Genomic DNA, 12,525 nt, shown 5'->3' on the forward strand with positions numbered 1-12,525 from the left:
GCAAACCGGATCCCTGTAAAAGCTCAGGTGGAAATATTGGTCGGCTCGGTAACTTTAGAACTGATGTCCGCTAAAGGCTTGAAATATCCCCTAACAGCATCAAAATAGTATTAAGTACAAGTAGCATGTATCAAGTATCAACCTGCCTGCCGGCAGGCAGGGATTTCACCAAGCGTACCGGACGCATATCCGCCCAAACGTATAACGTACAACGTATAACGTATAACGTACAACGTACAACGTATAACGTACAACGTTCAACCCCATGATTGAAGTCCAACATACTCTCGTCCACGAGGACATAGTCAAAGAAAACTTTGTCTGTAACCTGAATAAATGTCAGGGGGCATGTTGTATCGAGGGCGACTCCGGTGCTCCGCTTGAACGGTCAGAATTGGCTGTAATGGATGATATATACCTGCGAGTTAAGCCTTACATGACAGAAAAAGGTATTGCTGTAATTGAAGAGGTGGGAACTTATGTAAAAGATTTCGAAGGGGATTATACCACTCCTTGTATTGATACGAATAAGGAATGCGCCTATGTAACCTGGGAAAATGGGATCAGCAAATGTGCAATTGAGAAAGCCTATGAACAGGGCGCAATTGCCTGGAAAAAGCCTATATCATGCCACCTATATCCTATACGAATAACCACTTACCCCGAATTTGATGTTTTGCACTACGACCGTTGGAATATTTGCAGTGATGCCTGCTCATTCGGCCGGGAACTCAAAGTGTCAGTTCATGAATTTCTTAAAGAGCCGCTCATTCGAAAATATGGAGAAGAGTGGTATAAAGAGCTTTTGGGAAACATTGGCGACTAAGTGCCATCCACTCCCTACCCCCGATTTCTATGGTTTAAACAAGCATATAATGATAGTTTTTTTCATAAGGTCGGTTTTGATTTACACAGGCAAAAATCCGGTGAACTAATTTGTTTCGCACGGCATTGATGACCAGCATTTTGTTCTTGCCTTCATTTACTTTTCTATCGTAATAATTCTTCATATCAGTATTGTACCGTATGGCCGTTAAAGCCGCCATGTGTAATAAGGTCTTGACGCTTTTGTTAGCCTTGTGGGATACCCTGGTTTTTCCCCTAACACTAGTTCCGGATGAATGCTCAAAGGGTGCAATCCCAGCATAACATGCATACTTTTGTGCTTGATTAATGTTTTTGAATTCATTCGTGGTGATTATGATGGCGATGGCCGTTATTGGTCCGACTCCACCCACAGAAGTGGTAATGGTGAATAATCGTTTTAAAGTGGAATCCTTCTGGATGATTTCATGCATCTGCCCCTCTACCGCTTTAAGATCTTTTTCAATCTGTTTGGCGGTATTCTTAGTCAAACTAATCATCAGCTTAGCGGCCTGTTTGTCAAAGCCCTTGATCTCATTGCCGGGAACTGATAACATCTTTTTTGCGTTGATCAAACGGTTTCTCAGAGCCGAGAGATGCTTTAAGGTCCTGATCACCGAACGCGGGGCTTCCCACAGTCTGAGAGACTCTTTTTCCCGGTATGCATACATAGCAATGCGCCAGGCATCGATCTGATCGTTCTTACCTCTTAGCAATCCTCCGCAGAGCTTGATGTGCGTCGGATTCTCCAAACAGATATCCACTTTCCTGGCAGAGAGAAAAGATAATAGATGTTCGTTATAGATACCTGTGTGCTCCAGGCAGCACAAGATTTCACTGGTGCTGAAATCCTCACAACTCCTGCACATGTCTTTCCAAAACGCGTGTAGTGCTTTTGGATCATTCTCTATGGTGGCAACCTTTACTTTTTCCTTTCCAGCCAGTACACAGATGTCCAATGATAATTTTGATACGTCAATGCCGATAAAATACTTCCAATTCATAATTTTACAATCTTTAACAGTGAGAGTTAACAAGTTTAAACACAGTCAATACCTTACTAATGAGTCTTATACTCTAATTTCTATTTGATGCTTGTTTAAACAACTGACAGAGTTTTCAATCGGGGGATAGGTCTGGTAACCTGGCCGGCGGGATAAATCGACTCTGTCAGTGTTAACTTTTTCCACAAAAATCCAAGTTTTTAACAAAAGAAAAAGTAGCAAAAAGAAAATCTGCAATAACAATAATAACTCTGTCTCTTATTGTTTGCTAATCTAAAGGCAGGCGGGGTTTAGCAAAACGCCTAAATATTCAGTTTAAGAACACCGGGCGAAGGCCCACTAATAGTGTATGTTTATACGATTGGGTTATGCGCCCAGTGTCCCCCGCAGGCGGGTTTAGGGGGTGGATTTACTCTTCAATCATCTCACTATGTGGATACAGCTCTTCTTTCTTCTCTTCTTTAAAATACCGTTTTTGGTAGATTAGTATCATTACAACACCGATTGATATTGCTGAATCTGCTACATTAAATACCGGACGAAAGAAAATAAACTCTTCACCTGCCCAAAAAGGGAACCAGGCAGGGTATACTCCCTGTAAAAGCGGCAGATAAAACATATCTACTACCTTCCCATGAAACAAACTGGAATAACCACCTTCAGCAGGCAAAAACTTCGCAGCTTCGTAGTAGCTGCTTTCGTTGAAGATCAAGCCATAAAATGTAGAATCAATTATATTGCCCATAGCTCCTGCAAATATCAGTGCAAGGTTCATAATCAATCCCCTGTGATATTTCTTTTTAATGAGATAAACTACTCCATAGCCTATACCGCAAACTGCGGCTATCCGAAAGAGCGTCAATGCAAGTTTACCGGCTTCACCGCCAAACTCCATCCCGAAGGCCATGCCATTGTTTTCGGTGAAATGGATCATTGCATAATCGCCGAGGATCTTGAATTCCTGACCTAAAGCCATATTTAGCTTTATCCAGAACTTTAGAATTTGGTCAACAAGTAAGATTAAGACGATAGCAAGAAAAGGCTTGAAATAAGCTTTCATTTATGACTGCTTCAGTTTAGCTTCCATACTGAGGGTTGCATGCGGAACCGCACGTAAACGTTCTTTAGGTATAAGTTTCCCCGTTTCACGACAAACACCATAGGTTTTGTTTTCTATACGTACCAATGCACTTTCCAGGTTATCAATAAATTTCTTCTGGCGCGCAGCAAGCTGGTTTATTGATTCTTTTTCCAGGGTCGCTGATCCATCCTCAAGAGTCTTATACGTTCCGGCGGTGTCGTCGGTACCATTCATATTTGGGTTGCTTAACGATTGTGTTAAAGCACCTAATTCTTCTTTTGAACTGCGTAATTTTTCTAAAATAAGTTGTTTAAATTCAACTAACTCTGAGTCGGAATATCTAGTTTTTACGTTCTTCTCCATGTCTATACTTTTTTTATTAATACCATTAAATCATTCTCATCAATATCCACCCGTTCACCGTTATCGAGTTCCAGTACAAGCTCCATGGAGTCTGCCAGAATTTCCGCGCAAATATAAGGTAAATTATTTCTCACAGCCTCTGAAAAGTAAGGGTGGTCTTTTACAAGTACATTTATCTTGTCGGTAACTTCAAAGCCCTTCTCTTTTCTCATGTTCTGGATTCTGTTTACCAGTTCCCTCGAAATGCCCTCCTGTTTCAGTTCACTGGTAAGTGTAACATCTAAGGCAACAGTTAGTTTTCCAAGATTTGCGACCTGCCAACCGGGTACATCTTCGGCAACAATTTCTACATCTTCAATATCAACAGAATAACCGGTTCCCGGAATATCAAACTTTTCGTCAGATTCAAATTTGTTGATATCGTCCTGTGAAAGGCCGGTTAATGCCGCAGCTACAATCTTCATATCTTTACCCACTTTCGGGCCGAGAGCTTTAAAGTTGGGTTTAATCTTTTTACTGATAAATCCTGCCGTATCGGTAATATACTCAATATCCTTGATGTTGGTTTCAGAAAGGATCAGATCCTTCACGTTCTCAACTTTAGTTTTAAATTTTTTATCAAGCACCGGGATAAGTATCCTGCTTAGAGGCTGGCGAACATTTATGCTGACCTTTTTGCGTAATGAAAGAACAAGCGAGGAAACATCCTGTGCTATAGCCATCCGCTCTTCAAGGGCTTTATCTACATGCGCCTTATCAAATTCAGGAAAGTCAGATAAATGGACAGATTCTGCATTCTCTTTCCCCGATACTTTATTAAGATCGTTAAACAACCGGTCGCTGAAAAATGGAGCAACTGGCGCCATCAACTTGGCAATCGTATTCAAGCAGGTATAAAGTGTCTGGTATGCTGAGATCTTGTCTTCTGTGTATTCACCTTTCCAAAATCGCCTGCGGCATAAACGCACGTACCAATTGCTTAAGTTTTCGTCTACAAAGCTCTGAATAGCCCGGGTAGCCCGGGTAGGCTCAAAATCTTCGTAATGCTTGTCAACTTCACGACTTAATGAATTTAACAGAGAAATAATCCAACGGTCAATTTCAGGGCGGTCCTGAACATCGGCTTCTTTATAATTAAATTCATCAATATTAGCGTATAATGCAAAGAATGCATAAGTGTTATGCAGAGTGCCGAAGAATTTCCTGCGCACTTCATCAATTCCTTCACTGTTAAATTTCAGGTTATCCCAAGGCGAAGCATTGCTGATCATGTACCATCGTGTGGCGTCTGCGCCATACTGATCAATTGTCGCAAATGGGTCAGCGGCATTGCCAAGACGTTTGGACATTTTATTTCCATTTTTGTCCAGTACCAATCCGTTCGACACCACATTTTTAAACGATACACTATCATTCAGCATTACTGCGATAGCATGGAGCGTGAAAAACCACCCGCGGGTTTGATCCACGCCCTCTGCAATAAAATCTGCAGGATAAATAGATCCCGCATCTTTACCATCGCCGGAATGAGTATTCCAGTATTCGATAAACTCTTTCGGGCTGATGTTGCCCTTTTTACCCGCTTCCGTTGGAGGTAACCCCCATTGCGCATAGGGCATGGCACCAGAGTCAAACCAGACATCGATCAGGTCTGGCTCGCGGAACATTTTTTTGCCTTTCGGCGATACAAGAACCACATCATCCACAAAAGGGCGGTGCATATCATTGATTTCGAAGGATGCATCCATAAAACCGGCCTCAGCCGACCTCGCTATCCCTGCCCGAAGCTCAGAGATAGAACCGATACAAAGCTCCTCATCACCATCCGCTGTTCTCCAGATAGGAAGGGGGGTGCCCCAGTATCTTGAACGCGACAAATTCCAGTCTACCAGATTTTCCAGCCAGTTGCCAAAGCGCCCCGTACCGGTTGATTCCGGTTTCCAGTTGATGGTTTTATTGAGCTCTACAAGACGATCTTTTACAGCAGTAGTTTTTATGAACCAGCTGTCAAGAGGATAATATAATACAGGTTTATCAGTCCGCCAGCAATGCGGGTAACTGTGCTCATATTTCTTAACGTCAAAAGCCTTATTGTCTTCTTTAAGTTTTATCGCTATCAGTACATCCGTTGCCCTGAATTCAGGATCATTACGTTCCTCATCGCTATAGTATTCTTCTCTCACATACCGCCCGGCAAAATCAGTTACTTCCTGCACAAAACGCCCCTGCTTATCCACTAATGGAAGTTCATTTCCTTTTTCATCAGTCACCATCACAGAAGGAACATTGTTCTCACGCGCAGCCCTGAAATCGTCCGCACCGAAAATTGAAGCGGTATGAACTATGCCGGTACCATCTTCGGTAGTTACAAAGTCTGCCGGGATAACCCTGAACGCATTTTTTTCCAAATTCTCATTGCTGACATAGGTCATCAGCTGATGGTATTTCAAGTTTATTAAATCAGCACCCTTAAATTCGGCTGCAATCTGCCAGGGTATCAATTTGTCGCCGGCTTTAAAATTCCCGAAAGGGAGGTTTTTAGCTTCCGCTTTGAAATATTTTGACACCAGTTCCCGCGCAAGTATTACACTTACCGGGGCAAAGGTATACTGGTTGAAAGTCTTAATCTTAACATAATCTATAGATAAACCTACCGCAAGCGCACAATTGGAAGGAAGGGTCCATGGTGTTGTGGTCCATGCGATAATGGCTGTATCTTCAGAAGGATCTTCGAAAAGAACCGGTAACAGCGGATGTAGCTGGTCTTTATTAATACGGAATTCAGCAACAATTGAGGTATCCTTGATCATTTTATAGGTGCCGGGCTGGTTAAGCTCATGAGAGCTCAGTCCCGTTCCGGCAGCTGGAGAATAAGGTTGTACCGTATAACCTTTGTATAAAAATCCTTTTTGATAAAATTGTTTCAGGATCCACCAGAGGGTCTCGATATACTCATTTTCATAAGTTACATAAGGATTGTTCAGATCTACCCAATAACCCATTTTCTCCGTCAGGTCGTTCCACACATCTGTGAATTTCATTACCTCCGTACGACAGGCAGCATTATAAGCTTCAACTGTAATAGTTTTGCCGATATCGTCCTTGGTAATTCCCAGCTTCTTTTCAACGGCGAGCTCAATCGGAAGGCCATGTGTGTCCCATCCCCCTTTACGCTTTACGCGATAACCTTTAAGGGTTTTATAGCGGCAAAATATGTCTTTGATAGTGCGGGCCATTACGTGATGTATCCCCGGCATTCCATTGGCCGATGGGGGGCCTTCGTAAAATATATAAGACTTTGAAGCAGGCCTGTTTGTAATACTTTTCTCGAAAATCCGGTTCTTTTTCCAGTATTCTAATATCTCCTTGCCAGTTTTCGAAAGATCAAGCTGCTTATATTCTTTGTACATCAGTGTTTTAAGCCTAAATTTGAGGATGCAAAGTTAAGAATATTAAGGGTTGAAACCTAGATTTTGTGTTATAATCGTCGTGTGGGGACAGGGCAATATTTTACAGCCTGGTGTTATACAGAGGCGGCCCTATGTGTTTCTGCGCCCTGCTTTGAACTGTAATCTGCCGGATGTCTATGCACGTTGTATGCAGGATTAACCACTGAGACCACTGAGGAAGGTACGGAGAGCACGAGGACAAATTTAAAAAGCATCTTGCACTCCGTGAAAACTCTGTGGACTCCGTGTTACTATACCCAAGTAGGTAGATTGCTGCATTTCGCACTATAGGCCTTACCTTATATCAAACTTTGCGTTTAAAACGTACCAACCCAAACCTTAAAATAGATAAACTGTATATTTGTAAATAAATAAAAATTTATGCTTAACAAATACATGCGCCGCGGCATCGTGCTGATTATTATCGGGGTTGCTTTTGTCCTCCTTGGTTATTACCTCATGGAAGAAGAATTATTTAAGTACGGCTGGTCGATGATCATCGGTACCGTAGCCTTCGGGGCAGGCTTCCTTTATATACTATATAGCCTGATCCGTAAAATGGATAGAAAAGCTATTTTGGATAACAGGGCTGCAGAACCGGAACAGGAGAAAACGGCTGAAAAGTGACGGTTGAAATTCTTTGGCGTAGTTCATTGGCAAATTGAGTTTCTAACACGACGTTCAGGTCAGTGTCAGCTTCAACTGCCCGCTAATTAAATGTCCCAGGTTTCCTCCTTAGCCTTCGCATCCCTCCTGATCTTGCGTTTATCAAGCAAAACCAGCAGGGCAGGTAAAAGCGTAAGGTTCGATACCAATGCAATGATCAGGGTGATTGAAAGCAATAAACCAAGGATCATTGTACCTCCAAAAGTCGAAGCGGTAAATATCCCAAACCCGAAGAATAATACCAAAGCTATATAGGTCATACTGACGCCGGTTTCCCGGATGGTATCAGAAATAACCTGGGATGTACTGAGGTCTGTCGACTGTAGTTCCTGCTGATATCTGGTTAAAAAATAAATGGTCTGATCAGAAGCCAGTCCAAATGCTATAGTAAAGATCAGTATGGTAGAAGGTTTTAACGGTATGTTGAAGAAGCCCATCAGACCTGCAGTAATTATTAGCGGAATAACATTAGGCAGAAGTGATATAAACATAATGCGCAGATCTTTGAACTGAGCCAGGCGCAGTAATGAGATCAGCACTATGGCCAGGATAATGCTTTCCATCAGGTGTCTGAGCATATAGTCAGTACCCTTGGAGAAAATGATACTTGATCCCGTAAGCAGAACATCAAAGCGCTTTGGGTCAAGAATTGAGTCTATCCTCGGCTTCAGTTCTTTAAGCAAGGTGTTCATCCGGCTCGAGCCAACATCCGCCATCTGGAAACTCACCCGGGCCACTTGTTTATTGCTGTCTACAAAACCATTGAGCATATTGTTATTACCGCCTGAATTGCCCAGGTAGCTGAGTACGAAGTTTTTCTCCATATCATTAGGGATACGGTAAAACTGAGGGTCGCCATTATAGAATGCCTGTGAGGCATACTTCAATGCTTTGTTTAGCGAAACCGATCTCGAGAATTCGGGATATGCCGAGATCATTTCTTCAACGCGGTCAACTTTCTTGATCGTTGATAAATTCAATACCCCGTTTTTCTTTTTCGTATCAATGCTTAACTCCAGAGGCAGTATCCCCTCAAAATTTTTCTCAAAGAATTTCAGGTCGCGATTGATAGGCGAATTCTGTGGAAGGTCGTCAACCACATACCCGTTTACTTCGATCTTCAAAACGCCGATGATTGAAATGACGGTGATCAATGCCGTAGCAATATAAATCAGTCTGCTTTTTTTATGTACCAGCTCATCCGTTTTTACAAGCATCCGGTGGAGCAGATCTTTGTCGTGTTCTTCCTGCGGTTTTAGCTCTGGTACCGGCAGGTAACTGAAAATGACAGGGATGAGGCATAAACAGATGAACCAGGTCGCCATGACATTTAGGGCAGCAACCAGGCCGAATTCCACAAGTAATGCGCTCCCGGTAAAATAGAGAACGCCGAAACCAATCGCTGCTGTAATATTAGCTATCAGGGTTGTTTCAGAGATTCTCAGGATTGTAACGTGAAGAGCCTTGGCTTTATCACCATGCTTTCTCAGTTCATTATGATATTTGTTCAGCAATAGTATACTATTTGGAATACCGATGATCACAATTAAAGGAGGTATCAGCCCGGTAAGAATAGTAATTTCATATCCAAACATAACGAGCGTTCCCAGGCTCCATATCACACCCGCCACAACGAGCAGAATGGGAAACAGTACCGGATAAAATCTTCTGAAAAAAATGAATAGAATGATCGCAGCTACCAGGATCGACAAGCCGAGAAATAACACAAATTCCCGCGACACCAACTGGCTGACCGCTGTACGTATAAACGGCAGTCCCGAATAATGAACTTCAATATTATTTTTGGTACTGAAAGCACTTGCTTTATCCCGGATACTCTTGATTATTGGCGCCCGGCGGTTTGAATTAAGAATCTTATGGTCAAAGTTGATTGCCATGAGTGTGGCATGGCTTTCTTTATTATAGAGCAATCCTTCGTAAAAAGGAAGATCATAAATCTGCTTTTTGAGACTATCCATTTCAGCTTCACTGCCCATTGGCTTAGGGCTGAGCGGGTTCAAAACAAACCGCTGGTTGGTGGTATCTTTGCTTAGGTTTAAAAGGTTTCCGATAAAGAGGACTGTGTTAATTCCCTCCAGCTTACCGAGGTCATTACCCAGTTTTTGCCAGTCGTTAAACTTATCTTTTTTAAACAGTTGCGGAGAGCTTACTCCCAAAACCATCATGTTGCCGTCTTCACCAAACTTGCTCTTAAAGTTGTTATACTTGATAAAAGCCGAATCCGTCATTGGCAAGATCTTACTGCCCGTATATGAAAGTTTTACGAAACTTGCTTTCCATGCCATAAAGGCTGTAATCACGAAGAAAAACACTAGAATTAATATGCGATTGGATAATATGAACCTGGAAAAGTTATTCCACATGGGCAGCGGTTTAAATAAGGTAAAAGCCTAGGCGGCAAAAGTACGAATTTCTTATTTAGAAGCTTTGTTAATTGAAGGGAATGGTGAGTTAGGAGTTGATAGTTACCAGTTACCAGTTACCAGGCTAAGCGGAGAGAAAGTCGGTTCGGTTACCCATTAACAGTTACCAGTTAAGCGGAGAGAAAGACGGTTCAGTTACCCGCCTGTCCGGTAGGCAGGTTGCCAGGCTAAGCAGACAAGATGGAAAGTAAAAATCAATGGTCTTTGTTCTTAGTTTGTATAATAGGTATATTAGAAACTTAACCGTTATGCTTTTGCGTCCAGCCTGGTACCTGGCAACTGGTAACAGATCATTCCATGAACAAATTTTTCCGAGGTTTCTATTTCGCGGCGCACGGCCTCCTCCACACCTTCCGCACCCAGATCAACTTCCGGGTTCAGGTTTTCGCTGCAGTAACGGTAATCGGGCTTTCGTATTATTTGGGCCTGGATACGGGGGAGTGGCTTTGGATCGCGCTGGCAATTACCCTGGTGCTTACAAGCGAATTAGCCAATACGGCCGTCGAAAAAATAGTCGACCTTGTTTCGCCCGGGTTTAATCCTAAAGCTGGTATTATAAAAGATATCTTCGCAGGGCTTGTATTGATATCCGCTATTTTTGCCCTGGTCGTTGCAATCATGATTTTGCTGCCTAAGATCCTTTATGCTCCATAAAACCCGCGGTATTGTTTTTAAGGTAACCGACTACTCAGAAAGCAGTGTGGTAGTGCAGATCTTTACCGAAAAGTTCGGACTGCAATCTTACCTGATCAATGGTGTGAAGAAACCAAAGTCGAAGATCAGGCTAAATAGTCTCCAGCCCCTGCACCTGCTGGATATGATTGTTTATCATAAAACCTCAGGTAATCTCCAGCGTGTTTCAGAACTACGCCACCAGCCAGTGTTTCAGAGCATACCCTATGAAATTGTGAAGAGTTCAATCACCATGTTCCTGAACGAAGTGCTTTACAAATCCTTACGTCAGCACGAACCCGATGACGTATTATTTGAATTCCTTTTTCACGCTATCGAGATCCTCGACAGCCTGAATTCAGGCCTCGCAAACTTTCACCTTTACTTTCTGATGCGCTTAACGCGGTTTCTCGGGTTCTATCCCGATAAAAGTTTTGCAAGCCCTGCTGCCTGGTTCGACCTGAAAGACGGCAACTATTCAAAGTCACAGCCCCCGCATCCCCTGATTATCGAACCGCCATTTACTGCGATCTGGATCAGCATCCTGAATTCGAATTTCGATAACCTCCAAAACCTTCATATCTCCGGCCCGGATCGTAAAGTGCTTTTGGAGAAAATACTTATATATTACCAGCTGCACATTGAAGGGTTTGGGGAGGTAAGATCAGTGGGGGTTTTGGAGGAAGTACTTAGTTAGTTGATAGTGGACCGTTGACAGTGCGAGCTTGTTCCCCGATTTATTCGGGGATCTCGTCATTGACACACGGCCACAGCCGCAACCCGATAGCTATAGGGTGTCGACCGGCTCGTTTCGCCTGGATTTCGTCTTGCAATTTAAAGCCGCTCCGCTGTGGTTAGGAGCCTTGGGGAATTTTCAATTTTAAGAGGACGCGAGCTGTGCCGCGTCTGCACGAGATCCCTGCCTGCCGGCAGGCAGGCCCGACTAAATCGGGGAACAGCCTTGTAACATTTACACCAACCCCGTTCCAGCAATTCAGTTCTACCAATTCCATTTATATATTTATATATCCATTACAAATACCAATTACCCCAACAATGAAAAAACTCATCTCCCTGATCTTAGTTACTATTTCACTTCTAATCATTCAACCTGCCTCCGCCGCAAAAATCCCCACCAACGCAAAAAAACTTATCAGGCACTATAAAGAAAGCATTATTGGTTTTGAGGATAACCACATCGTATTTACCGACGGTACCCGAATGAAGTGGGATGACGGGATTAAGAATAAATCCTATCAGCAGCTCCTTGATGAGCCCGACCTGGAAGATATGTTCCATGATAAGTACCGGAAACGAAAAGCGCAGATACCACTGTCTGTAAATTACGATCCCGGCAGGATACGTGTAGAGCCATTCTTTCTCAAGCTCTACGGCGAGTCTGCCGATAAGGTTAAAGAAAACCTTAAGGAGATAATCTGGTGCCCAAAGTTAGTAGGGCAGAAGATAATGGTAAGCACTCTATATGGAGCGGATAAAAAATTTGAGAAGATCTCCGCAGAGCTGGATAAATACCCGGAATTTGCGCCCTACCTCAGTAAAATTGCCGGAACATTCAACTGGCGTAAAATCGCGGGAACCAACCGCCTGAGTATGCACAGCTTCGGCATGACGATGGATATCAATACGAAGTTCACCCATTACTGGCAATGGGATTGTAAATGCAAGAATGAAGATGTGGTGCTTGGCTATAATAACAGCATTCCATTAAAGATTGTCAGGGTCTTCGAAAAGCACGGTTTTGTATGGGGCGGCAAATGGTACCATTATGATACTATGCATTTTGAATACCGGCCGGAATTGATGTAATACGTCTTAGGTTATTGGGTTTTATCCACCCCCCAACCCCAATGTCATTAACTTAAGGGCTAAATAGCACGTTTATAGTTGGTTAAGGTCTGATATTTTCCTTTTGCCCGTTTTCCCTTGACTTCTCTGGGGTAGCTTCGCGAAGGCCTGATTGG

At 43.0% G+C, this 12,525-nt stretch carries 10 protein-coding genes and 1 pseudogene; 6 read left to right on the plus strand and 5 right to left on the minus strand.

Annotation, left to right across the window (positions count from 1 at the left end):
- Together ACLL8Z_RS02035 and ACLL8Z_RS02040 are read left to right on the plus strand one after the other, a co-directional pair.
- A pseudogene (locus tag ACLL8Z_RS02035) lies at nt 1-108 on the plus strand (DUF3108 domain-containing protein); the annotation flags it as partial.
- A gap of 157 nt (nt 109-265) precedes the next feature.
- Nucleotides 266-826: a DUF3109 family protein gene (locus tag ACLL8Z_RS02040; RefSeq protein ID WP_411273085.1), complete on the plus strand. Its 561-nt coding sequence runs from the start codon at nt 266-268 to the stop codon at nt 824-826.
- A 34-nt stretch (nt 827-860) separates the two neighbouring features.
- Here the strand turns inward: ACLL8Z_RS02040 and ACLL8Z_RS02045 are convergent, their stop codons facing one another.
- The 4 genes from ACLL8Z_RS02045 to ileS form a co-directional block, all read right to left on the minus strand.
- Entirely contained in the window at nt 861-1,868 is a 1,008-nt protein-coding gene (locus ACLL8Z_RS02045; RefSeq protein WP_411273086.1) for an IS110 family transposase, read from the minus strand.
- A gap of 409 nt (nt 1,869-2,277) precedes the next feature.
- Nucleotides 2,278-2,928, minus strand: coding sequence for a lipoprotein signal peptidase (locus tag ACLL8Z_RS02050; protein ID WP_411273087.1), 651 nt, complete (start codon nt 2,926-2,928; stop codon nt 2,278-2,280).
- On the minus strand, nt 2,929-3,312 hold the full coding sequence (locus ACLL8Z_RS02055; protein WP_411273088.1) for a TraR/DksA family transcriptional regulator: 384 nt from the start codon (nt 3,310-3,312) through the stop codon (nt 2,929-2,931).
- 2 nt (nt 3,313-3,314) lie between these two features.
- On the minus strand, nt 3,315-6,722 hold the full coding sequence (gene ileS / locus ACLL8Z_RS02060) for an isoleucine--tRNA ligase (protein WP_411273089.1): 3,408 nt from the start codon (nt 6,720-6,722) through the stop codon (nt 3,315-3,317).
- Nucleotides 6,723-7,142: 420 nt separating this feature from the next.
- Between ileS and ACLL8Z_RS02065 the strand changes: the two genes are divergently transcribed.
- Nucleotides 7,143-7,388: a signal peptidase gene (locus ACLL8Z_RS02065; RefSeq protein ID WP_411273090.1), complete on the plus strand. Its 246-nt coding sequence runs from the start codon at nt 7,143-7,145 to the stop codon at nt 7,386-7,388.
- Between the two features lie 86 nt (nt 7,389-7,474).
- On the opposite strand, the gene ACLL8Z_RS02070 is transcribed toward ACLL8Z_RS02065, so the two are convergent.
- Entirely contained in the window at nt 7,475-9,811 is a 2,337-nt protein-coding gene (locus tag ACLL8Z_RS02070) for an efflux RND transporter permease subunit (protein ID WP_411273091.1), read from the minus strand.
- Nucleotides 9,812-10,168: 357 nt separating this feature from the next.
- On the opposite strand from ACLL8Z_RS02070, the gene ACLL8Z_RS02075 reads away from it, so the two are divergent.
- The 3 genes from ACLL8Z_RS02075 (at nt 10,169) to ACLL8Z_RS02085 (ending at nt 12,370) form a co-directional block, all read left to right on the plus strand.
- Complete coding sequence (locus tag ACLL8Z_RS02075; protein WP_411273092.1) at nt 10,169-10,525, plus strand: diacylglycerol kinase family protein; 357 nt, start codon at nt 10,169-10,171, stop codon at nt 10,523-10,525.
- Nucleotides 10,515-11,240 (plus strand): DNA repair protein RecO, encoded by a 726-nt coding sequence (gene recO / locus ACLL8Z_RS02080; protein WP_411273093.1) that lies wholly within the window; start codon nt 10,515-10,517, stop codon nt 11,238-11,240. Before ACLL8Z_RS02075 ends, recO begins: the two co-directional genes overlap by 11 nt.
- Nucleotides 11,241-11,599: 359 nt before the next feature.
- Nucleotides 11,600-12,370 carry a M15 family metallopeptidase gene (locus ACLL8Z_RS02085; protein WP_411273094.1) on the plus strand — a complete coding sequence of 257 codons (771 nt, stop codon included), beginning with the start codon at nt 11,600-11,602 and terminating at the stop codon, nt 12,368-12,370.
- Nucleotides 12,371-12,525 lie beyond the last annotated feature (155 nt).

Source organism: Daejeonella sp. (assembly GCF_046590655.1).
Classification (GTDB): Bacteria; Bacteroidota; Bacteroidia; order Sphingobacteriales; family Sphingobacteriaceae; genus Daejeonella.

Excerpts from the sequence above, each read along its gene's own strand:
- ACLL8Z_RS02070 (WP_411273091.1), bottom strand. The coding sequence starts at position 9,811 with ATGTGGAATAACTTTTCCAGGTTCATATTATCCAATCGCATATTAATT.
- ACLL8Z_RS02055 (WP_411273088.1), bottom strand. The coding sequence starts at position 3,312 with ATGGAGAAGAACGTAAAAACTAGATATTCCGACTCAGAGTTAGTTGAA.
- ACLL8Z_RS02065 (WP_411273090.1), top strand. The coding sequence starts at position 7,143 with ATGCTTAACAAATACATGCGCCGCGGCATCGTGCTGATTATTATCGGG.
- recO (WP_411273093.1), top strand. The coding sequence starts at position 10,515 with ATGCTCCATAAAACCCGCGGTATTGTTTTTAAGGTAACCGACTACTCA.
- ileS (WP_411273089.1), bottom strand. The coding sequence starts at position 6,722 with ATGTACAAAGAATATAAGCAGCTTGATCTTTCGAAAACTGGCAAGGAG.
- ACLL8Z_RS02075 (WP_411273092.1), top strand. The coding sequence starts at position 10,169 with ATGAACAAATTTTTCCGAGGTTTCTATTTCGCGGCGCACGGCCTCCTC.
- ACLL8Z_RS02040 (WP_411273085.1), top strand. The coding sequence starts at position 266 with ATGATTGAAGTCCAACATACTCTCGTCCACGAGGACATAGTCAAAGAA.
- ACLL8Z_RS02050 (WP_411273087.1), bottom strand. The coding sequence starts at position 2,928 with ATGAAAGCTTATTTCAAGCCTTTTCTTGCTATCGTCTTAATCTTACTT.
- ACLL8Z_RS02045 (WP_411273086.1), bottom strand. The coding sequence starts at position 1,868 with ATGAATTGGAAGTATTTTATCGGCATTGACGTATCAAAATTATCATTG.
- ACLL8Z_RS02085 (WP_411273094.1), top strand. The coding sequence starts at position 11,600 with ATGAAAAAACTCATCTCCCTGATCTTAGTTACTATTTCACTTCTAATC.